Raw genomic sequence first — 21,045 nt, 5'->3', positions numbered from 1 at the left:
CCGCCCCCGCCGCCCCCACCGCCTTCGATGCCGCCGGGCTTCGGCGCGGCACCCGCCGCGCTGCCCGAGCCGGGCGGGCCCGCAGCTCCGGGGGCCGCCCCCTTCCAGGCGGCGCCACCCCCGCCGCCCGCCGCGCCCCAGGCGTACGGCATGCCGCCGGCCGCCTTCGCGGGTGCCCCGGCCGCCTTCGACGCCGCCCCGCGGGGCGCGGCACCGGCCATGCGGTCGCGGCGCGCCGCCCCCATGCCCCCGCCGCCGGCCGCCGCCGCGCCGCCCCAGCCGCGTGAGGCCGAGCTCGACTACGCCGCGCTCGTACTGTCCGGTGCCGACGAGCCCGGTGACCGCCGGGGCCGGCTGTTCCCCGGGCCGTCGTACGACCCGCGGGCGGACGAGTTCCGGCGTCGGGCCGAGGCGGTGGCCGCGCTGCCGCTGCCCGGGCACGCCGTGCGGCCCCGCGCGTCCGCCGGGTCCTTCGACCACCGCTACGACGCGGTCGCCCGGGCCGACATCCCCTCCGACGGTGTCTGGCACACCGTCACCGTGGCCGAGATCCCGGTGGGGTTGCGCACGGAGTACGTGTGCGTGCCCTCGGTGGAGCAGACGGTGTACGCCACGGTCGTCCTCTCCAACGCGACCGACCAGGCCCTGCTGGCCGGGCCGGTGGAGGTCATGAGCGGCGACGACTTCCTGACCACCGCCGCGCTGCCCACGCTCGCGCCGGGCGGCGTCCGCCGGATGGGGCTGGGGCCCGCCGAGGGCGTCCGGGTCACCCGCCGCACCCAGCTGCACGAGTCGACGGCGGGACTGCGCAACAACACGACGGTCCTCGCCCACCGCGTCCACGTCGAACTCGCCAACCGGCTCGACCACGCCGTCACCGTCGAGGTCCACGAGCAGGTCCCGGTCACCTCCGAACCGGACGTGCGCGTCGACGAACAGGCCGACTGGACGGCACCCGGGCAGGACGGCCCCGACCGGTACGCACCCGGCACCCGCGTCTGGCGCGTGGACCTGCCCGCCGGCGGCGGCACCGCCCTCGACGGCGGCTACGACATCCGCGTCCCGGCCGCCAAGGCCCTGGCCGGCGGCAACCGGAGGAGCTGACACCATGACCACGGACACCCGGCCCGTCCCGCTGCCCGTCACCGCCGTCACCTGCCTGGAGGACCGCGCCCACATCGAGCGCACCGCCGACCTCGACGTCGGCGCGGGCGTCCAGCGGCTGCGCCTCGGCCCGGTCAGCGCGCTCGCGGTCGACCGCACCCTCCACGCCGAGCTGACGGGCGAGCACGACGCGGACGTCCTCGACGTACGGATCGTGCGGACCTGGACGCCGCGCGGACCGCTGCCCTCCCCGGACGACTCGGCGCTGCGCACCCGCGTGCACGCTTTGGAGGAGGAGCAACGCGCCCTCGGGCACACCTGCGACCGGCTGCGCACCCGGCTCGACCTCCTCGGCCGGCTCGCCGCCGACCTCCTGCGGGACATCGCGGAGGGCGCGGGCGGCGGTGAGACCGACGAGGACCGCTGGGCCCGTGAACTGGACCGCGCCGACGGCGAACGCGACACGTGCGCCGAGGAACTGCGGGCCGCCGAAGCCCGGTCGGCGGCGCTCGCGGGGGAACTGGCGCAGGCGCGGCAGGCCGTCGCCCTGGCCGAGGAGCAGCCCGCGGAGCTGGTCGGCCATGTCGAGCTGACCCTGCGGTCCGAGGCCGCCGGACGGCTCCGGCTGCGGCTGACCCACCTCACCTCGTGCGCGCTGTGGCGCCCCGCCTACCGGGCCGTCCTCGACGGCGACTCGGTGACGCTGGAGACCGACGCGATGGTGTGGCAGCGCACCGGCGAGGACTGGTCGGACGTACGCCTCACCCTGTCCACGGCCCGCTCGGCGCTCACCACCGATCCGCCGCGCCTGACGGAGGACCGGCTCACCCTCACGGACCGCACCGCGGAGGAGCGCCGCACGGTCGAGGTGGAGCTGCGCGAGGAGGACATCGCGGAGCTCGGCCCGTCGCCGGTCGTCGGCCTGCCCGGAGTGGACGACGGCGGGCGGACGAGGGTGCTGCACTCCCCCGCGCCCGTGTCCGTTCCCCCCGACGGCCGGGCCCACCGGGTGCCGGTCACCTCGGTGACGACGGCCGCGCGCAGCCAGTTCTCCTCGTCGCCGGAGCTGTCGCCGCTGGTCACCCGGGTGGTGCGGTTCGACAACACGTCCGGGCACGCGCTGCTGGCCGGGCCCGTGGACCTGGTCCGCGGCAGCGGGTTCACCGGGCGCGGCACGCTGGAGTTCACCGCGCCGGGCGCCCCGGTGGAGCTCGCCTTCGGCAGCCACGACGACTACCGGGTGGTCCGGCACACCGAGGAGTCCCGTGACACCTCGACGCTGACGCAGCGCACGCTGATCACACGGACGGTCCGTCTGCACGTGTCCCGCTTCTCGGCGCCCGGCGCGCGGGGTGAGCAGGTCGTCGTCGTACGGGAGCGGATTCCGGTCTCCGAGGTGTCCGCGGTGGACGTACGGCTGCGCAAGGAGGCGTGCGCGCCGGAGCCGGACGCGGTCGACGCGGACGGCATCGCGCGCTGGGACCTGTCCCTGCCGCCGGGCGGGCAGCGCACGGTCACGCTGGTGTACGAGATCTCCGCGAGCGGGAAGGTCGCGGGGCTGTGAGGCGGCGGCTCCTTCTCCTGGCCGCCTGCCTGCTGGTCGCGGGGTGCTCGGGCGGGGACGCGGGTGGCGGTTTCACGCTGGGCGAGGACGGCATCGCCACGGTGGCGAAGGAGGACAGGGCCCTCGCGCCGGACCTGTCCGGCCGTACCCTGCACGGCGAACGGCTCTCCGTGCGCTCGTACCGGGGCGACGTCGTCGTGGTGAACGTGTGGGGGTCGTGGTGCACGCCCTGCCGTGAGGAGGCCGTGCACTTCCAGAAGGTCCACGAGGACCTCGAGGCGCGGGGCGTGCGGTTCGTCGGCATCAATGTCGGCGATCCCCGTGCCGGTCACGCCCGGGCCTTCGAGGAGGAGTTCGGAGTGACGTACCCGAGTCTGCACGACCCGAGCAGCAGGCTCATGCTCCGTTTCGAGAAGGGCACGCTGAGCCCGCAGACGATCCCGTCCACGCTGGTGCTCGACCGGGACGGCAGGATCGCCGCCCGCTCGCTGGCCGCGCTCGGCGAGCGGAGTCTGCGCTCGATGATCGAGCCGGTGCTCGCTGAGCGCTGACCTCGCACGGCGAGGCGGGGCCGCCCCGGTGAGGACGGCCCCGCTCGGTCGGACGGCGCTACCGGGTCACTCGACGACGACCCTGAAGGTGCTGGTCGTGTTGCGGATGTCCTGCGCGTTGCCGTTCATCCGCAGGTTGCGGAAGACGGCCTCGCCGACGGCCGGGCCCTGACCGGGTTCCGGCATCTCGTTGGCCCAGATGCCGAAGCCGGACTTGGCGTCGTACGCGTCGCCGCTCTTCTTGGAGTCGGTGATGGAGATGTCGGTGAAGATCGTGTCCTTCACCGGGAACTGCGGTTGCCCGCCCACGTAGTTGGTCTGGAACATCACGCCTCCGTAGGTGGAGTCGCTGATGTCGACGTCGTTGACCCGGATGCCCTGGAAGACCTTCGAGGCGGAGAACGCCCAGATGGCGGGGAAGACCTGCGAGCCCCAGAAGTGGCCGCCGGTGCGTTCCAGGGAGACGTTCTCGATCGTGGTGGGCTCGGTCCCGAAGCCGTTCATCGGGTAGCCGAAGTCCAGCGAGGAGATCGTGATGCCGGAGTAGACCAGGGTGTCGGCGACGCGGATGTTGCGGAAGGTGTTGTCGTAGCCGCCGTAGACGGCGATGCCGGCCGCCCGCCAGGTCAGGGTGGAGGTCAGGTTCTCGTAGAGGTTGTTCTTCTCGTCGGCGCCGCCGGCGTCGATGGCCGAGAAGAGGGCGAAGCTGTCGTCGCCGGTGGCGCGGGCGTCGTTGTTGACGACGTGGTTGTCCGTGGAGCCGTTCGTCATGTTGACGCCGTCGGCGAACAGGTCGCGGATACGGGAGTTCTTGATGGTCATGCGGTCGGTGTTGGCGCCCCAGTAGAGGCACACCATGTGCTCGACCCAGATGTCGTCGATGGTGATGTCGGAGACGTTGGAGAAGTCGAACACCTTGCCCGGGCCGTCGATCCGGGACGTGTAGTTGCCGAAGTAGGCGAACCCGGCGAACGTCGAGCCCTTCGCGCTGGCCTCGGCCCGGAAGCCGACGTCGGTGTTCTCCTGCGAGGCGGGGGCGTGGAATCGGGTGAACCACGGCCCGGCGCCGACGACGCGCACGGCCTTGCCGTAGACCTGGAACTTGCCGGACGTCTCGTAGTCGCCGACGGGCAGGTAGACGCCGACGAGCTTGCCGGTGGTGTCCATGCGGACCTTGTCGAGGGCGTTCTGCACGTCCTGGTGGGAGAAGCCGGCCGGTTCCGCGTAGGCGGCCGGATCCGGGTTGGGTTTCGCCGTCGCCTGTTCGGTGTTGACGAAGTCGATGGCGTAGGTGGAGGAGTTGGCGGCGTCCTTCTGCAGCCGGATCCGGGAGCCGGCGGGCACGGTCTTCCCGAGCTGGACGTTCGCCTCGTCGTAGATGTGGCGCGGGGCGCCGGAGCCGGGCGAGTTGCCGGGCGCGGTCTCGTTGCCGTAGAGCCAGGCGTACTTGGAGGTGAGGTCGACGGGCTTGAGGAACTGGCCGTCGACGTAGACGTTCAGGGTGGTGTTCGTGCCGTCCGGGATCGAGAAGCGGGTCACCAGGGTGTTGGTGGCGGCACGGGTGGTCCACTCGACGTACTGCCCGGTGCCGGTGAGGGTGACGGCCTTGCGGCCGCTGGCCTCGCCCGCGATGTCGCCGACGGTGCGGTTGGGGCCGACGACCTTGGCTCCGCCGCCGACGGTGCCGTCCTCGGCCTCGTACATGTCGTACGGCATGTCGGCGCCGCGGCCGACGAACAGCGGGTGGGTGGTGGTGTTGTTGGCGCGCTTGACGGGCAGTTCGTTGGCGTCGTCGGCGATGACCGTCCTCACGGTGTACTTGCCGTTCGCGGCCGTCCAGGTGCCGAGGCCGACGGGTGCGGTGGTCTGGCCCGCCGCGATGGCTCCGGTGTAGGAGCCGGTGAGCGTCTTGACGGTGGCGCCCTTGGCGTCCTGGACGGTCAGGGTGATGGCGTGGGCGCCGGACGCGGAGGCCACCGATCCCTGGTTCTTCAGGGCGACGGTGAACTTGACGTCGTCCCCGGCCGAGGCGCTGGTGGGCGTCCAGGAGACGGGGGCGGCGAGCAGGTCGGAGCTGGCGACGGGCTTGACGACGAGGGCGTCGGGGCGGGTGGAGGTGTTGTTCGCCTCGTTCTGCTCGATGACCTTCTGGGAGGGGTCCACCTCGGCGCCGACGGGGTAGCTGCCGGCGTCGCGGGTGCCGATGCTCGCGGTGACGGCCTTGGACTCGCCGGCCGCGAGGGCGGGGACGTCGGCCGTGGCCGCCTTGGTGCCGCCGAGGGTGAAGTCGAGGTCGGTGGCCTTGGCCGCCCTGGTGCCGCTGTTGGTGACGGTCGCGGTGAGACCGATGGTGTCCGACTCGACGGGGGCCGCGGGGGTGTGGGTGATGCCGGTGACCTTGAGGTCGGGGTTGGCTGCCGGGGTGCCGACGACCTGGAGTTCGGCGACCTGGGCGCCCGGTGCGCCGGAGTTGGCGGTGAAGCGGAGCCGGATGTCGGCCGCGGAGCCGGTGACCGGGATGGTCACGCTGTTTCCGGTCGCCGGGTCGAACCTGTACTCCTTGGCGGCGGCCAGGGTCTCGAAGGTGGTCGCGTCCTGGTCGCGGCCGAGAACCTGGATGTTCTGGGTGCGGGTGGACCAGGCGGGGTCGGGGTTGAGCTTGACGACGATCCGGTCGAGGTCGGCGTTGGCGCCGAGCTTCGTGGTGAGGGTGGCCGGGTAGGCGCCGCTGCCGCTCTCCCAGTAGGTGCCGATCTGCCCGTCGTTGGCGTTGGCGGCGACGTAGGTGAAGACGGACGAGGACGCCTCGACGGGCTTGCCCTGGGCGAGGTCGGAGCCGGCCGTCGTTCCGGGCCGGGTGACGCTGTTGCTGGCCGCGGACACGTTGCCCGCGGCGTCCTTGGCCTTCACGTGGTAGGTGACGGTGGCCCCGGCGGACGGGGTGTCGGTGTACGTCGTCACGTCACCCGCCACGGACTTGAGGAGCTGGTTGTTGCCGTAGACGTCGTAGCCGGTGACCTTGACGTTGTCGCTGGACGCCTGCCAGGTCAGCTTCACGTCGCCGCCGGACTGCGTGTAGGCGAGGTTCGCGGGCGCGGTGGGCGGCTGGGTGTCGCCGCCGGATCCCTTGCGGGTGACGCTGTCGCTGTTCGCGGAGACGTTGCCGGCGGCGTCCTTCGCGCGGACGAAGTAGGTGACGTCGGTGCCGGCGGGCTGGGTGTCGGTGTAGGTCAGGACGTTCCCCGCGACGCTCGCCCGCAACTGGCCGTTGGCGTAGACGTCGTAGCCGGTGACGGCGGTGTCGTCGCGCGCGGCGTCCCAGGTGAGCCGTATCTGGCCGGTGGCGGGCTCGGTGTAGGCCAGGTTCGCGGGCGCGGAGGGTGCCTGGGTGTCGCCGGTGGCGGGCCCGTAGACCTCCAGCTCGGAGACCTGCCCCGCCGGCCAGCCGGTGTTGGCGGTGATCAGTACGCGGACGTACCGGGTCGTCGTCGCGTCGAAGGAGAGCGTCGCCGACTGGTCGTTGCCGCTGTCGAAGGTGTACGCCTTGGAGGCGGTCAGGTCGGTGAAGTTCTGGTTGTCGGTCGACCCCTGGAGCTTGAGGGTCTGGCTGCGGCTCGGCCAGCCGGCGGGCAGCCGCAGCGTCACCTGGTTCACCTTGACGGACGAGCCGAGGTCGACCTGGAGCCACTGCGGGAAGGCGTTGTTCCTGCTCTCCCAGTAGGTGGCCCGGTTGCCGTCACCCGCGTTCGCGGCACCGTAGACGTCGGCGTGCCCGCTCTCGGTGAACGGCCTGCCCTGCGCCAGGTTGGGAGTGGCGGCTGAGGTCGTGAGGACCTGCATCTCGGCGAGCTGGGCGGTGCCGGCGACCGAGTTGGCGCTGAAGTCCGCCCGGACGTAACGGGCCAGCGTGGCCGGGACGTCGATGCGTACGGTGTTGTCGTTGCCGGGGCTGAAGACGTACGGCGCCGACGGCTTGAGCGTGGCGAACGTCTTCCCGTCGGCGCTGCCCTGCAGGGCCAGCGTCTGCCTGCGGGTCTCCCAGTGTTCGGGCAGGCGCAGCACGACCTGCCGGACGCGCTTGCTCCGTCCGAGGTCGGTCTGGACCCACTGGGCGGACTTCTTGGCGGCCTGCCAGTAGGTGTCGGTGTCGCCGTCGGTGACGGCGGCCGCCGCGTGGGCGTGCCGGGCGCTGCCCGCCGTGGCCGGGGCGGTCGCGGCGGCGTCAGGACCGCCGGCTGCGTGGGCGCCCACGGCGGGCAGCCCCAGCACCGCGACGGCACACGCGAGCAGGGCGAGGGCCGTGCGCCGTTGCGGGGATCTCGGCTTGTGTCGCGTCATACGGGGTCACTTCCTGGGGAGGCTCGCACGCCGGGGGCGGCGAGGGCGGCTCGTTCGGGGAGGACCGGCCCACGGTGAGGGGCAGGATTTTGCGTTGATTCATCGAAATATTGCAGAGCACTGTGAGCCGGTCTACAGTCGCGACGGCACAAATTCCACCAGAATCACTCACCGGAGGCTACCGAGGGCGCCGGGGTAACGGAATCCAGGGGCGCCGACCCTCAATAGGCGTGTCATCGGGAGCCGTTCAAGCGCATCACCCATCCCTGCGCGCACGGAGCGGCATGCCGTTCACTTACGCCCCCGGAACGCAAGGGAACGCAAATGCGCGCAACTTCTTGCGTGACGGTGAGGTGCGGACGGCAGGGACTTTCAGGGCGTGAGCTGTGCCTGCACGGCCGGTGCGTACCGGGCGACCAGGTCGTCGACGTCGGCATCGCGCACGTCGGTGCCGCGCGCGATGCCGTACACGACGCCGAGACCGAGGAGCGTGGCGACGGCCAGTTCGGCGCGCAGACCGGCGTCGGGGCCGTCGAGGCGCGCCGTGATGCGTTCGGTGACCTGGCGGCGGAAGTTGGCGCGCAGGATGTCGCCCTGTTGGCCGTGCAGCGGTGCGAACACGATCCGCAGGAGCGGGTCGACGCCCTGCTCGGACTGACTGACCAGCACATGCCGGACCATATGGGCGCCGAGGCGCTCCAGCGGCGCGGCCAGCAGGGCCTCGGCGTCGGCCTCGAAGGACATGACCTGCGCGAACAGGGAGTCCTTGTTGCCGAAGTACTTGAGGATCAGCGGCGGGCTGACGCCCGCGCGGTCCGCGACGGCCTTGAGGGTGATGTCGGCGTGCGCGTGCCGGGCCAGCAGATACCGGGCTGCCCGGAGGATGGCCGCCTTGGTGGCGGCGGCGTCCCTGCGGGCCGGTGTGGGCGTGACGGGTGGAGTGCTCACGGCACTCATGCTCCCTCCAGCGCCTCGTCCCGCGCGCCCCGGGTGCCGCCTTCGGCCGCGCTCCGGACCTCGTCGGCGCCGCCGGACGGTTCGGCGGGGATGCACCAGGCGGCGACGGCGGCCACCACGGCGACGACGCCCGCCATCACGAACGCCAGCTGGTACCCGTGCAGGGTCGGCACCGGCACCCCGGCGACGGGACGGGTGTGGTGCACGAGGATCGCGGCCACGGCGGCGCTCGAACCGGCCTGGCCGACCGTGCGCATCAGGACGTTGACGCCGTTGGCGGAGGCCGTCTGCTCGGCGGGGACGGCGCGCAGGATGAGCGTGGGAAGCGCCGAGTACGCGAGGGTGGTGCCGACGGCGACCACCGTGGCCCCCGTGATGATCATCCACAGGTCGCGGCTGTCGGTGATGCGGACGGCGTATCCGGCCGCGATGACCAGGGCGCCGAGGGCGAGCGTCACACGGGATCCGCGCGCGGCGGAGATCCGGGCGGAGACGGGCGACAGCACCAGCATGACGATGCCGCTGGGCAGCAGGCACAGGCCGGTGGCGACGATGGACAGCCCCAGTCCGTAGCCGGTCGCCTTCGGGGCCTGCACCAGCTGCGCCGTCACGAGGGTGTTGGCGTAGAAGGCGAACCCGGCGAGCAGCGCCGCCACATGGGACAGGCCGACCCTCCGCCGGGCCACCAGCCGCAGGTCCACCAGGGGTTCCCGGGAGCGCAGTTGCTGCGCGCACCACAGGGCGAGCACGACGACGGCCCCGGCGAACAGGCCGATCACCCGGGCGCTCCCCCAGCCCCACTGACCGCCCTGGGAGACGCCGAGGAGCAGGCAGACCAGGCCGACGGCGAGGCCCAGCGCGCCCGCGACGTCGAAGCGGCCCGGCTGCCGGACCGGTGACTCCCGCACCGCCCACCGGACCAGCGTCACACCGGCGACGCCGAGGGCGCTGGTCACCCAGAACATGGTGTGCCAGTTCGCGTACTGCACGATCAGCGCGGCCAGCGGCAGGCCGAGGGCGGCGCCGATGCCCACGGTGGAGCTCATGAGCGCGACGGCCGACCCGCGGCGCTCGGGCGGCAGTTCGTCGCGCAGGATGCTGATGGAGAGCGGGACGACCGCCGCGGCCGCACCGGACAGGGTGCGGGCGGCGATCAGGACGCCGATGTCGGAGGACAGCGCGCACAGGACCGAGCCGAGCGTCATCAGGGTGAGGGCCGCCATGAGGACCCGCCGCTTGCCGTACATGTCGCCGGCCCGGCCGAGCACGGGAGTGAGGACGGCGCCGGACAGCAGGGTGGCCGTGACCATCCAGGAGACCGCGCCGGGCGAGGCGCCGGTGAGCGCGGGCAGGTCGGGCAGCAGGGGGACGACCACCGTCTGCATGACGGCCATGAGGATGCCGCCGTAGGCGAGCACCGGCACGGTGAGCCGGTTCCTGAGGCCGCCCTCGCGGAGCGGCTCGGGTATCGCGGCGGTCTGGTCCATCGGCACGTCACTCCAGTGGGGAGCGCCTGGTGAGGCAGCGGGTGGGGGTCGGCTGAATGGCGGGTGAATGGCCATTCACCCTATCTGGTGAATTGCCATTCACCAAGGTCGGCCGTGGATCCGGCCGTCGAGACGTGGACCCCATTCCCCCTCCCTCCCTTGCTCCGGGCGCCCGGCCCCCGTACGCTCACCGGCCATACCGACTGGACGGTAGGTCCCGGCGAGAGGGCCGCCGTCCCCGTGGTACCGCTTCGCCGACCCCCAGGGAGCCGCCGCACATGTCCGCAACCAATCACCAGGTACGTCTGGCCGCGCGTCCCGTGGGCGAGCCCCGGCCCACCGACTGGGAGCACACCCGGGAGCCGGTCGGGGAGCCCGCCGACGGGGAGTTTTTGGTCCAGGTGCTGTACCTGTCGATCGACCCGGCGATGCGCGGCTGGATGAACGCGGGCCGGTCCTACATCCGGCCGGTGGAGATCGGCGAGGTCATGCGGGCCGGCGCGATCGGCCGGGTGATCGCCTCCCGTCACCCCGGGTTCGCCGTGGGCGACCACGTGTCGGGGTCGTTCGGCGTCCAGGAGTACTGCGTGTCGGACGGGCGCGGGGTGACGACGGTCGACCCGGCGGCGGCCCCGCTGCCGACGTACCTCGGCGCCCTCGGCATGTCGGGGCTCACCGCCTACTTCGGCCTGGTGGACATCGGGCGGCCCGAACCGGGCCAGACGGTGGTCGTCTCCGGCGCGGCGGGAGCGGTCGGCAGCGTCGCCGGCCAGGTCGCCAAGGCCCTCGGCTGCCGGGTCGTCGGCATCGCGGGCGGCGAGGAGAAGTGCCGGCTGGTGGTGGACGAGTTCGGGTTCGACGCCGCGATCGACTACCGCGGCGAGGACATCCGCAAGGCGCTGCGCACGCACGCGCCCGACGGCGTCGACGTCTACTTCGACAACGTCGGCGGCGACGTGTTGGACGCCGTCCTGCCCCGGCTGGCGCGCGGCGCCCGGGTCATCGTCTGCGGTGCCGTCTCCCAGTACAACAGCACCGAGCCGAAGGGTCCGGCCAACTACCTCTCCCTGCTGGTCAATCGGGCCACCATGACGGGGATGGTCGTCTTCGACTACGCCGACCGGTACGCCGAAGGCGTCGCGCGGCTCGCGGCGTGGCGGGCCGAGGGGCGGCTCACCTCCCTGGAGGACGTGGCCACCGGGGGTGTGGCGGCCTTCCCCGACACCCTGATGCGTCTGTTCCGCGGCGAGAACCACGGCAAGCTCGTCCTGAAGATCGCGGACTGAGCGGGCGGACGGGAAGGGGAACACGATGAAGGCCCTGAGCTTCCACGGCCGGCACGACATCCGCTTCGGCGATGTCCCGGACCCGGCCGTCACCCACCCCACCGACGCGGTCGTCGAGGTGACCACGGCCGGCATCTGCGGCAGCGACCTGCACATCTACTCGGGGCAGCCGTTCAGCCCCGACCTCGGCTACACACCGGGACACGAGTGCGTCGGCGTGGTGGCGGACACCGGGAACCAGGTCACCGGCTTCCGGCCCGGCGACCGGGTCCTGGTGCCCGCCTCGGTCGGCTGCACCCGGTGCCGGACCTGCGCGGCCGGCTTCACGGCCCGCTGCGAACGCGCGACGTCGAGCCTGGAGCTGTGCTACGGCGTGAGCCCGCTGCTCCCCGGCAGCCAGGCCCAGTTCCTGCGGGTCCCGCACGCCGACATCAACCTGGTGCGCCTGCCCGAGGGCATTTCCGACGAGGCCGCCGTGGTCCTCACGGACAACGCCCCGACCGCCTGGTACGGCTGTCGCCGTGCCCGTATCCAGCCGGGCGAGACCGTGCTGGTCGTGGGCCTGGGACCGGTCGGCCTGATGGCCGCGCAGTCCGCATTCGCCATGGGAGCGGCGCGGGTGCTCGGAGCGGACCTCGTGCCGGAACGCCGCGCGTTCGCGGCCTCCTTCGGCGTCGAGCAGGTGGAGGGCGACGACCCGAAGGCCGCCGTCCGCGAGCTGACCGGCGGCCGGGGACCGGACGTCGTGGTGGAGGCCGTGGGCTCGGACGCCACCATCGAGCTGGCCCTCAAGGCGGTGCGCCCGGCGGGCCGGGTCAGTGTGATCGGGGTCAGCCACAGCAAGGCGTTCCCGTTCCACATGGGGCTCGCGCAGATCAAGGAGCTCGAGTTCCACATCGGGCTCTGCTCGATCCACTACGAACTGCCGCCTCTGATCGCCCTCGCCCAAAGCGGCCGCATCACCCCCGAAGCGGTGATCTCCCACCGCTTCCCCCTCTCGGAGGGCCCGGCGGCCTACACCCTGTTCGCCGACCGCTCGGACGGCGTCCGCAAGATCCTCCTGGACCCTACGGCCTGACCGGCCGAGGAGTTCACCGGGTCAGGTCGCGCGGGAGCGGATGGTCATGCCGGGACGGCGGCGGTGGACGGTCACGTAGGACAGGCCCTGCTCCCCCGCGGCCAGGGCGCGGCAGCTGCCGCGGGGGAGCCACAGCAGGGCGCCCGAGGACAGGTGCGCGTCGCCGTCCGGGCCGGTGACGGTTCCGTCGCCGGTGACGACGAGGAGCAGGACGTCCAGGTCGGGTTCGACGTGGGTGTCGACCCGCCGGCCCGGCGGCAGATGGACCACGTTGGCGTCCAGCTGCCGCCCCGGCTCGGTGAGTTTCCAGAGGACCCCGGCCGACGCGGGCGCGTCAGTGAGGGCCGTGACGTCGCAGAGGAGCCGTGCGAGCGGCTCCTCCTCCGGGCCGGTCGCTCCAGCAGGGTCGCCCACGGGCCGTTCCTTCCGATCAGGTGCTGCGGGCGATCATACGGAAGCGGGCGCGGCCGCTCAGACCGAGAACCGCTCCTTGCGCAGCAGGGGCCGCACCCGGCTCGCGAACCCGCCCGTGCGGAACGGCGTCTGGAGCAGGCCGGGGCGCAGCCGCTGGGCCAGCGCGGCGATGACCATGCCCTGGTCGAGCGCGAGGACGAAGTCGCTGACCCGTCCGGTGGTGACGTCGACCGAGTCGCGGAAGCCGTACCAGCGGGGGTGCCCGGTGTGCCGTTCACCTGCGGAGGATCTGTCAGCGGGGCGCACGTCGCAGGGGACACCCGCGGTGGACGCGGCCCGCGAGGGCTGGAGAGGCCGACGGGGCTTTGCTTCCGCTACCCGGCGGGCGACCGAGCGGCGCTACGGGTGCGTCAGCCGGCGTAGTACTCGTCGCAGGAGGCGGAGAACTCCTCCACGGAGAAGTCCTCGAACACTCCGGCGGTCTCGAGCTCGCGCAGTCGGTGCAGTGCCGCCGCGGCAGAGGGCGTCGGGTGGGCCGAGAGGTGGGCCTTCGTCGCGTCGAGCCCGTGCCCGAGCAGCACCTCGACGTCGATCGAGCACGCCGCGTCGAAGCTGGACCGCTTCGCGTCCCAGATGAGGAGCACGTCGTCGAGGGCGCCGCTGTTGAAGAGCTGGACGCAGCAGAGCCTCATCAGGATCGTGTCGCCCTCGCCCTGAGCCCGTCGCTCACGCGCCGCGTGCTCCCCGAGGAGCACACGGACCTCGTCGAGGTCCGCACCGGCGGGACGGAGCCCGTAGCGGCGCAGACACGCCTCTTCATCCATACCGACCCCCCCGAGATCACCGCCGACACCCGCATTCATAGGCTGGGTGGGCGGTCGAACGCAAGACGAGCCGCACATGCAGGACGAGGGGGATGCGGGTGACGAGGGGGATGCAGGGGCCGTCTGCCTACGAGGTCGCGATCGGAACCGAACCGCTGGCCCGTCCGGCGCGGAACTCGGTGGGCGGCTGGCCCTTCCTCGACCCGGGCCAGGACTGGCCCGAGTGCTTCTGCGGTGAGCGGCTGGTCCTCTTCTTCCAGTTCGACATCCCCTCGGACCTCGGACCCCTCGGCGGAGTCCACATCCTGGTCTTCCACTGCCGTGCGCACAACGACGCGTCCAATCCGCGGCTCGCCGACGGCAGGCTCGTGCCGCGGTACTGGGACGCTCCGCAGCCGCCGCACCCGGCCCCGTTCTGGCGTGTGCTGATCCAGAGCGCCGGGGCGCGGCCGGCTCCGGAGGCCGAGCCCTCCGTGCGCGCGCTTCCACTGACCCTGCGGCCCTTCACGGACACCCCTCGGGGCGCCCAGACCTTCAAGGTGGGCGGCACGCCGTCCTGGGCGCAGGGTCCCGAGCTCTACACGTGCGCGTGCGGCGCGGACCTGGTGTACATCTGCCAGGTTCCGGAGGACATGGAATTCGCCGTCCACCCCGGGCAGCCGGAACAGCCGGACAGCGTTGGGCCGGACGCCTACGGGCTGTTCCTGGGCAACGAGGTCTACCTGCTGGCGTGCCCGGAACGGTGCGATCCGGCGGCCGTCTGGCCGGTCAACCAGAACTGAGGCCGAGCCGTCCGCTTCCGCGGAAACAACGCGCGCGAGGTGCGGCACCGGCCCCCACACCCGGCACCCGGGTCCCGGGCCCCCGCATCCGGCATCCGGCATCCGGCATCCGGCATCCGGCATCCGGCATCCGGCATCATCCGAACGAATGACGTTCGAGGTGGGACGATCCATCGGTGAGTCGACCCGTACTGAACCGCGACCGTTCCCTGGAAGAGCTCGAGCACGACCGCTGGCCGGTCCCCTCGGACGGTGAAACGCGCTTGATGGCGACCGTGCGCGCACTGCGCCGCAAACCGCTCGCCGCCCTGACGGTCGAGGACCTGCGGCTCTTGATCAGGCAGGACGTGGGGCTTCCGTATCTCCTGCCCTTGGCGGTGGAGGTCCTGAGGATCGACCCGCTGGCGGAGGGTGACCTGTATGAGGGCGATCTGCTGGCCGCCGTGCTCACCAGGAGGGTGGAGGTCTGGAGCAGGCTCCCGCAAGTCCGGCGGGAGGTCCACCTCATCGTGGCCGGGCTGGCTGAGGTGCCGCCTGCCCTGAAGCACGAGGTCCGGCAGTGGCTGACCCTGTAGGACTACGGACCGTTCCCGGGCGCACCGATGAGTTCGCGCGGTCCGGACGGTCTGATCACTGTCGTCGTCGCAACCCAGGAGAAGACACATGGCTCAGTTGCTGAGGGTCCAGAACTTCAATGTCTCGAGTGACGGCATCGGTGCCGGTGAGGAGCAGACCCTCGAGAGGCCGTTCGGACACGGGGTCGATCCCGCGAAGCTGTTCGCGTGGGCCGGTGCCACGGCCAGCTGGCCCATGCGTACCGATCCCGGGGGCAGCCGCGGCCTCGACGACTATCTGACGCGGGACTACCCACGCAACATCGGCGCCGAGATCATGGGCCGCAACAAGTTCGGGCCCCAGCGCGGCCCTTGGGAGAACCACGAGTGGCGCGGCTGGTGGGGCGACGAACCCCCGTTCCGCACCCCGGTGTTCGTCATGACCCACCACGCGCGTCCTTCGTTCACGCTCTCCGACACCACCTTCCACTTCGTCTCCGGCGATCCTGCCACGGTGCTGGAACAGGCGCGGGAGGCGGCTCGGGGCAAGGACGTCCGGCTCGGTGGCGGGGTCACCACCATCCGGCAGTTCCTCGACGCCGACCTCGTCGACACCCTGCATGTGGCGGTCTCTCCGGTGAAGCTCGGATCCGGACTGCGGCTCTGGGACTCCCCCGACGAGTTGCTGGACCGGTTCCATCTCGACGTCGTGCCCAGCCCGAGCGGTGTGACGCACCACCTGTTCTGGCGGAAGTGACACGACCGCGTCCCCGAGGTCAGTTCTCCGGCTGCGGGGTCCACCCCGGTGGGCCGAACGCGTAGCCCGCGCGGTCGCGCCAGCGGGTGGCCGTCCGGATGTCGTGCCAGGTCGCCGCGTACTCGTGGAAGGCGACGCGCAGGGGGTTGTAGGTGTCGATGTTCTTCGTCAGCCCGTACACGACACGTTCGCCCTCCGGCTGGAACGTCCTGAAGAGGCGGTCCCAGATGATGAGGATGCCGCCGTAGTTGCGGTCCAGGTAGACGTTGTTGGAGCCGTGGTGGACGCGGTGGTGCGAGGGCGTGTTGAAGACGAGCTCGATGGGCCGCCACAGGCGGTCCACCCGCTCGGTGTGCAGGAAGAACTGGTAGATGAGGCTGATCGACTGCTGGAGCAGGATCATCCACGGCGGGATTCCGAGCAGGGCGAGCGGCATCCAGAACGGCAAACCGCTCATCGGCGTCCAGCTCTGCCGCAGCGCCGTCGACAGGTTGAACCGCACGCTGGAGTGGTGCACCACGTGGCTCGCCCACAGCAGCCGTACCCGGTGGTGCGCGCGGTGGTAGGCGTAGTAGGCCAGGTCCTCGGCGAAGAACAGCAGCACCCAGGTCCACACCGATCCGGGGGACGGCTGCCAGGGCGCCACGGTGTAGAGGGCCGCGTACGCGACGATCACCACCGCCTTCCACGGCAGGGCGATGACCTGGCTGCCGGCGCCCATCGACATGCTGGTCGCGGTGTCACGGGCCTCGTAGGCGCGTTCGTCGTCGTCCGGCAGGAAGCGGTACGACAGCGCCTCGACGGCGACCAGCAGGACGAACGCGGGGATGGCGTAGACGACGGCGGGTATCACGCCGTACCTCCTTCGGACTCCCGGGTGGTGGGGCGGGCGGCGCGGACGCTGCGGGCCAGCAGGGCGCGGGCCGCGGCCTCGGCACCCTGCTCGTCGCGGGAGGCGATCAGGGCGGCGAGCTTCATGTGCCCCGCGATGTCGAGCAGTTCGGTCGCGCGCAGGGCGACCGGGACCTCGCCGGCGGTGAAGCGGTCCTCGACCAGCGTGTTGAAGGCCAGTAGATAGGCGATGTTCCCGGAGCCCTCGACGATGAGCCGCCACCACGCGACGTCCGCGGCCGCCAGGTCGGCGAGGTCGGGACCGCGGTGGGCGTAGGCCGCCGCGGCGCCGACGATCTCGGACACGGTCTCCTCCGGGCAGCGCGCGGCGCACAGCCTCGCCGCGTCCGCCCCGATGGACGCCCGCATCTCCAGGATGTCGCGGCTGAGGTCGTGGGACACGGACAGACCGTCGGTGTGCGCGAGTTGCAGGGCGAGGTCGAGTCCGGCCGTGCGCCGCCAGTCGAGCACGCGCGTGCGGCCGCCGTGGCTCACTTCGACGAGCCTCGCCTGCTGGAGCCGCTTCACCGCCTCCCGCACCGCGTGCCGGTTCACTCCGAACTCCGCGGCCAGATCACGCTCGGCTGTCAGCGGTGTGCCCGGGGCGAGGGCGCCGCTGAGGACCCGGTCCCGGAGCAGCGTGAACAACTGGTCCGAGACCGCCTCACGGCGGATGCGCTGCTCTGTCATGCACACAGCCTGGCGGTGTCGGCGGTGACTGGTCAACTGGTTGGACCAGAACGGCGCCGTGGCTTGAACCAGTTCCCCGGCGGCGTCGCTAATCGGACTCGGACGGTTGCCGATTCGTTCGTGAAACCCGGCTCCGAACCTGTGCGTTGGCAATCGATGAACGTCGGGCGGCGGTCGGGTCAGCGCTTGAGCCGTTAGATTCTGCATACGTGCGGACCCGGTGTCCGCGACAGGGACACGTAGAGAGAGGTGCCACGCGTCATGTCCGGAAACAGCACCACGGTCACGGAGTTGACCTCGCAGTACAGCGCCCAGGTGACCGCCGACCTGGAGCGCAACCGCAAGGAACAGGACCGCATCGCCGGTGAGATCGAGGCGTTGCGGGGCCAGTTGACGGCGCTGCGGCACGACCAGAGCGTGCTGGAGAACATCCAGCGGGCCCTGGGAGCCGCCCAGGAGTCCGTCGCCGCGCCGGAACGGCCGGAGGCGGAACAGCCGGCAGCGGAGCACAAGGAAGCGGAGCACAAGGAAGAGGACGAGCCCGTCGCGGTCGTGCCCGCGCCGCGCACCCAGGAGCCGCGCACCACCCGGCGCACCAAGGCGGCGGGCGCCGGCAAGCGGACGAAGGAGACCCGCCCGGCCAAGCCGGCCAAGGGCAGGAGCACCGGCACCGGCGTCCCGGGCCGCCGCCGCACCGGCGCCAAGAGCGCGTCCACGAACAGCGACAAGAACGCCGGTAAGAACCTCGGCAGGAACACCGGCAGGAGCACTGCCAAGACCTCCGCCAAGGCCGTCGAAGCCGCCACTTCGTCCAGCGCGTCCTCGCCGTCACTCGTCGAACTCGTGCGCGGTCATCTGGCCGAGCGCCAGGAGCCCCGCTCCGCCGCCGAGGTCGCCTCGGCGCTGGCCGAGCGGTACCCCGAGCGCGGTGTGAAGGCGACGGTGGTGCGTAGCACGCTCGAAGGTCTCGTGGCCAGGACCCAGGCGCACCGCAGCAAGCAGGGCCGGTCCGTCTTCTACACGGTCCCGGACGCGTCCGGGTCGTCCGCACCCACGACACCCTCCGCGCCCACCGCGCCCTCCGCCTCCTCCGAGCAGAGCCCGGAGGAGGCCGGCTGACGCCCGCCCCGACCGCACTGCGCAAGGCGCGCCGACCGCCCTGCGCCACCCCCGAACGGACCAGCGTCCGGCGCCGTTCCGGTGATTTGCGGCTGCCCGGGTCCGTCGCCCGGGCGGTGGCGGGTACGGCGTCTGCGGACCGGCTCACGACCTGGAGGAGAGTGGCCATGTACGCAGTGGTGCGGCGGTACGAAGGCGTGACCGATCCGGCGGAGGCGGGTCGTCGGGTGAAGGAGGAGTTCGTGCCGCTCCTTCGCCAGGTCCCGGGGTTCGTGGCCTACTACTGGGTCGACGCGTCGGACGGCGTGATGCTGTCGACCGGCGTCTTCGAGGACCGGGCGGGTGCCGACGAGTCGACGCGGCGGGCCGGTGACTTCGTACGGGAGCGGCTGGCCGAGCTGCTGCCCCAGCCGCCCCTGGTGACGGCCGGCGAGGTCGTGGCCCATTCGTAGCGGGCGCCGGCACCGTACGGACCTCTCCCCCGCATCCGCGGCCCCGGCCGGGACCACGACACTCTGGAGGCAACGGTGACGGTCAACCGACTGGGACTGGTGGTGCACGGCGGGCGTCCGGAGGCCGCGACCGCGGCCGCCGCGGTGCGTGCCTGGTGCGCCGAGCAGGGTGTGCCGTGCGTCGACATCGACGTGTGGCAGGAGGGCGGCCGGCACAACGCCCGCGACGAGGTCGAGGCGGCCGGTTACCCGGACCTCGTCGTGACGCTGGGCGGGGACGGCACGTTCCTGCGCGGCGCCCGGCTGGCCGCGGAGAACGACGCCCTCGTCCTCGGGGTGGACCTGGGACGGGTGGGCTTTTTGACGGAGGTGTCGGCGACCGCCATGCGGGCCGCGCTGGACGCGGTGCATGAGGAGCGCTTCGACATCGACAGCCGCCTGCTGCTCGCCCTGCGCACCTCCCGTCTGCTGGAGGTGCCACCCGGCATGGAGGCCCTGATGGAGTACGGGCGCGGCCCGCTGCTGCCGCCTCCCCGGGTGCGGTCGGACTGCCGGGTCGACGAGGACTGGGGCGTCCCGCTGGACGTGACGGCGCTCAACGACGTGGTGCTGGAGAAGCTGGCCCGCGACCGGCAGGTGTCGGTGGGCGTCTATGTGTCGGGCAGGCTGCTGGCCTCGTACTCGGCGGACGCCCTGCTGGTGGCTACGCCGACGGGGTCGACCGCCTACAGTTTCGCGGCCGGCGGGCCGGTCGTCTCGCCGCGTGCGGAGGCGCTCGTCTTCACGCCGGTCGCCCCGCACATGGCGTTCGACCGGTCGGTGGTCACCGCGCCCGACGAACCGGTCGGGCTGCGCATCCTGGAGCGGTCCGGGCAGGCGGCGATCAGCATCGACGGGCAGCTGCGCGGTGTGCTGGGGCCCGGTGACTGGATCGGTGTGTACGCCGCACGGCGCCGGCTGCGGGCCGTACGGCTGGGGCCGATGGACTTCTACGGGCGGTTGCGGGAGCGGATGAACCTGACCGACGCGCCCGCGGCCGTCGCCGACGGTTCGCCCGCGCCCCTGTGGTCGGTGACCACGCCACCGCCGGGCGACATCGCGCACCTGGCCCTGCTGACGGCACCGGACGGGCCGCCGCGCGCACCGTAGGACATGGCCGGGATCAACGCCGTCTTCTTCCCTTCGCTCTTCCTAGGCGACGATCCCGCCCGCTTCTACGCGGCGAACGGCTGGGGCACGACGGCCTCGACGGGGGCGCTGTCCGGCAGCCGGCTGCTCGCTCCGGGCATCTCCCTTCGCCGCAGCGCCACCCGGAGGCCGGCCGCCGGCGTAGCCGCACGGGTCACCGCCCGGCGTTGACGTCCGCCGTCGTCCACTCGAAGGCGTCCGGGTCGGTGAACGGTCCTGCGGCGCTGCCGATCGTCAGACGGTGGGAGCCGGTGCCCTCCGGGGAGACGCCGGCGACCTTGGCGAGGCCGCGGCGCTTGTAGAGCGCCAGCTTCACGGGGCCCGCGCCGGTCTCGAACTCGGCGTACTTGCCGCCGAAGCTCTTTCCCACCGCGAGGCCGTGCTCGACGTAGAACTGCTTGCTGGCCTTGACGTCCTCGACGCCGAGCAGCAGCACGATCTCCTGGAACGCGCGGGTGGCCGGGCCGGTGTTCTTCTTGGACGAGGAGGCCAGCTGCCAGATCGTCCCGTCGGGTGCCTGGACGACACCCCCGTAGCCCCACAGCGACTTGGCGGCGGGCGTCAGGATGGTGGCGCCCGCGTCCACCGCCGCGCCGACGAGGGCGTCGACGTCGGCGGGCTGGGCCACCACCAGGGAGAGGGTGAAGCCGCGGAAGCCGGTGCTGGGTGCCTCGGAGGCCTGGAAGCGGATCTGGCCGTCCAGCCCGAAGGCGGTGGTGTAGAAGCGTTCGGCGGCGGCCGGGTCGGCCACTTCGAGGGTGAGGAAGTCGATGGAAGTCATGGGGAAGACGCTAGAAGGGTCCCGGGCGCCGCGCTTCTCGATTCCTGACCGGTCTGCTGCGCCCGTCCGCACCGTCCCGCGGAGACGCCTTGCCGTGCGCTGTCCAGGGGTCTCTGGCACATTCACCGGATCGGGGGAGAAAGCGTTTGTGCCGCGCGTGTCGCGTTCCGCGGTCCTCTAGCCTCGCGCTCCTGTTCCCGACTCCGTCGTCCGGTGGCGGCACCGCCC

The 21,045-nt window shown here is 72.2% G+C and carries 20 protein-coding genes and 1 pseudogene; 12 read left to right on the top strand and 9 right to left on the bottom strand.

Going from position 1 to position 21,045, the window contains the following annotated elements:
* The 3 genes from ADL34_RS27210 to ADL34_RS27200 all read left to right on the top strand — a co-directional run.
* Positions 1–1,104 (top strand): DUF4139 domain-containing protein (locus ADL34_RS27210; protein WP_159038983.1); only part of this gene is annotated, 1,104 nt, incomplete at its 5' end.
* Between the two features lie 4 nt (positions 1,105–1,108).
* A complete protein-coding gene (locus ADL34_RS27205) occupies positions 1,109–2,668 on the top strand; it encodes a mucoidy inhibitor MuiA family protein (RefSeq protein ID WP_062665027.1) in 1,560 nt (519 codons plus the stop codon).
* Complete coding sequence (locus ADL34_RS27200; RefSeq protein ID WP_062665025.1) at positions 2,665–3,219, top strand: TlpA family protein disulfide reductase; 555 nt, start codon at positions 2,665–2,667, stop codon at positions 3,217–3,219. Before ADL34_RS27205 ends, ADL34_RS27200 begins: the two co-directional genes overlap by 4 nt.
* A gap of 66 nt (positions 3,220–3,285) precedes the next feature.
* Here the strand turns inward: ADL34_RS27200 and ADL34_RS27195 are convergent, their stop codons facing one another.
* The 3 genes from ADL34_RS27195 to ADL34_RS27185 all read right to left on the bottom strand — a co-directional run bounded on the left by ADL34_RS27195 (position 3,286) and on the right by ADL34_RS27185 (position 10,001).
* Positions 3,286–7,557, bottom strand: a complete 4,272-nt coding sequence (locus ADL34_RS27195) for a discoidin domain-containing protein (protein WP_062665023.1) — start codon at positions 7,555–7,557, stop codon at positions 3,286–3,288.
* 372 nt (positions 7,558–7,929) lie between these two features.
* Positions 7,930–8,514 (bottom strand): TetR/AcrR family transcriptional regulator, encoded by a 585-nt coding sequence (locus ADL34_RS27190; RefSeq protein WP_062665021.1) that lies wholly within the window; start codon positions 8,512–8,514, stop codon positions 7,930–7,932.
* The gene (locus ADL34_RS27185) at positions 8,511–10,001 is read right to left on the bottom strand and encodes an MFS transporter (RefSeq protein WP_062665019.1); all 1,491 of its coding nucleotides are present in this window, start codon (positions 9,999–10,001) and stop codon (positions 8,511–8,513) included. The genes ADL34_RS27190 and ADL34_RS27185 overlap by 4 nt, the downstream gene beginning before the upstream one ends.
* A gap of 278 nt (positions 10,002–10,279) precedes the next feature.
* Between ADL34_RS27185 and ADL34_RS27180 the strand changes: the two genes are divergently transcribed.
* The gene (locus ADL34_RS27180; protein WP_062665017.1) at positions 10,280–11,287 is read left to right on the top strand and encodes an NADP-dependent oxidoreductase; all 1,008 of its coding nucleotides are present in this window, start codon (positions 10,280–10,282) and stop codon (positions 11,285–11,287) included.
* 25 nt (positions 11,288–11,312) lie between these two features.
* Positions 11,313–12,365, top strand: a complete 1,053-nt coding sequence (locus ADL34_RS27175) for a zinc-binding dehydrogenase (RefSeq protein ID WP_062665015.1) — start codon at positions 11,313–11,315, stop codon at positions 12,363–12,365.
* A gap of 21 nt (positions 12,366–12,386) precedes the next feature.
* Here ADL34_RS27175 and ADL34_RS27170 read toward each other — a convergent pair whose 3' ends face one another.
* From ADL34_RS27170 to ADL34_RS27160, 3 genes and pseudogenes are all read right to left on the bottom strand, one after another.
* Positions 12,387–12,779, bottom strand: a complete 393-nt coding sequence (locus tag ADL34_RS27170; RefSeq protein ID WP_062665013.1) for a cupin domain-containing protein — start codon at positions 12,777–12,779, stop codon at positions 12,387–12,389.
* Positions 12,780–12,836: 57 nt separating this feature from the next.
* Positions 12,837–13,028, bottom strand: a pseudogene (locus ADL34_RS27165) (hypothetical protein); the annotation flags it as partial.
* A gap of 161 nt (positions 13,029–13,189) precedes the next feature.
* Entirely contained in the window at positions 13,190–13,603 is a 414-nt protein-coding gene (locus ADL34_RS27160) for a hypothetical protein (protein WP_062665009.1), read from the bottom strand.
* Positions 13,604–13,713: 110 nt separating this feature from the next.
* Between ADL34_RS27160 and ADL34_RS27155 the strand changes: the two genes are divergently transcribed.
* The 3 genes from ADL34_RS27155 (at position 13,714) to ADL34_RS27145 (ending at position 15,696) form a co-directional block, all read left to right on the top strand.
* Positions 13,714–14,385: a hypothetical protein gene (locus ADL34_RS27155; protein WP_062665007.1), complete on the top strand. Its 672-nt coding sequence runs from the start codon at positions 13,714–13,716 to the stop codon at positions 14,383–14,385.
* 176 nt (positions 14,386–14,561) lie between these two features.
* Positions 14,562–14,960: a contact-dependent growth inhibition system immunity protein gene (locus tag ADL34_RS27150; RefSeq protein WP_063892366.1), complete on the top strand. Its 399-nt coding sequence runs from the start codon at positions 14,562–14,564 to the stop codon at positions 14,958–14,960.
* An 88-nt stretch (positions 14,961–15,048) separates the two neighbouring features.
* Entirely contained in the window at positions 15,049–15,696 is a 648-nt protein-coding gene (locus ADL34_RS27145) for a dihydrofolate reductase family protein (protein WP_062665005.1), read from the top strand.
* 19 nt (positions 15,697–15,715) lie between these two features.
* Here ADL34_RS27145 and ADL34_RS27140 read toward each other — a convergent pair whose 3' ends face one another.
* Together ADL34_RS27140 and ADL34_RS27135 are read right to left on the bottom strand one after the other, a co-directional pair.
* On the bottom strand, positions 15,716–16,549 hold the full coding sequence (locus tag ADL34_RS27140) for a sterol desaturase family protein (protein WP_062665003.1): 834 nt from the start codon (positions 16,547–16,549) through the stop codon (positions 15,716–15,718).
* Positions 16,546–17,277 (bottom strand): FadR/GntR family transcriptional regulator, encoded by a 732-nt coding sequence (locus ADL34_RS27135; protein ID WP_062665001.1) that lies wholly within the window; start codon positions 17,275–17,277, stop codon positions 16,546–16,548. Before ADL34_RS27135 ends, ADL34_RS27140 begins: the two co-directional genes overlap by 4 nt.
* Before the next feature lie 261 nt (positions 17,278–17,538).
* Here ADL34_RS27135 and ADL34_RS27130 point away from each other — a divergent pair, with 261 nt between their 5' ends.
* The 4 genes from ADL34_RS27130 to ADL34_RS27115 all read left to right on the top strand — a co-directional run bounded on the left by ADL34_RS27130 (position 17,539) and on the right by ADL34_RS27115 (position 20,207).
* Positions 17,539–18,396 carry a hypothetical protein gene (locus ADL34_RS27130; protein WP_062664999.1) on the top strand — a complete coding sequence of 286 codons (858 nt, stop codon included), beginning with the start codon at positions 17,539–17,541 and terminating at the stop codon, positions 18,394–18,396.
* A gap of 167 nt (positions 18,397–18,563) precedes the next feature.
* Positions 18,564–18,848, top strand: coding sequence for a hypothetical protein (locus ADL34_RS27125; RefSeq protein WP_062664997.1), 285 nt, complete (start codon positions 18,564–18,566; stop codon positions 18,846–18,848).
* 75 nt (positions 18,849–18,923) lie between these two features.
* Positions 18,924–19,997, top strand: a complete 1,074-nt coding sequence (locus ADL34_RS27120; protein ID WP_062664995.1) for an NAD(+)/NADH kinase — start codon at positions 18,924–18,926, stop codon at positions 19,995–19,997.
* A gap of 3 nt (positions 19,998–20,000) precedes the next feature.
* Entirely contained in the window at positions 20,001–20,207 is a 207-nt protein-coding gene (locus ADL34_RS27115) for a hypothetical protein (RefSeq protein WP_062664993.1), read from the top strand.
* Here the strand turns inward: ADL34_RS27115 and ADL34_RS27110 are convergent.
* Positions 20,191–20,817 (bottom strand): glyoxalase, encoded by a 627-nt coding sequence (locus tag ADL34_RS27110; protein WP_062664991.1) that lies wholly within the window; start codon positions 20,815–20,817, stop codon positions 20,191–20,193. The genes ADL34_RS27115 and ADL34_RS27110 overlap by 17 nt on opposite strands.
* Between the last annotated feature and the right edge of the window lie 228 nt (positions 20,818–21,045).

This window comes from Streptomyces sp. NRRL WC-3605 (genome assembly GCF_001509795.1).
Taxonomy (GTDB): domain Bacteria; phylum Actinomycetota; class Actinomycetes; order Streptomycetales; family Streptomycetaceae; genus Streptomyces; species Streptomyces viridochromogenes.
The sequence above is the reverse complement of the archived record's forward strand: the minus strand, read 5'-3'. Positions and strand labels throughout refer to the sequence as shown.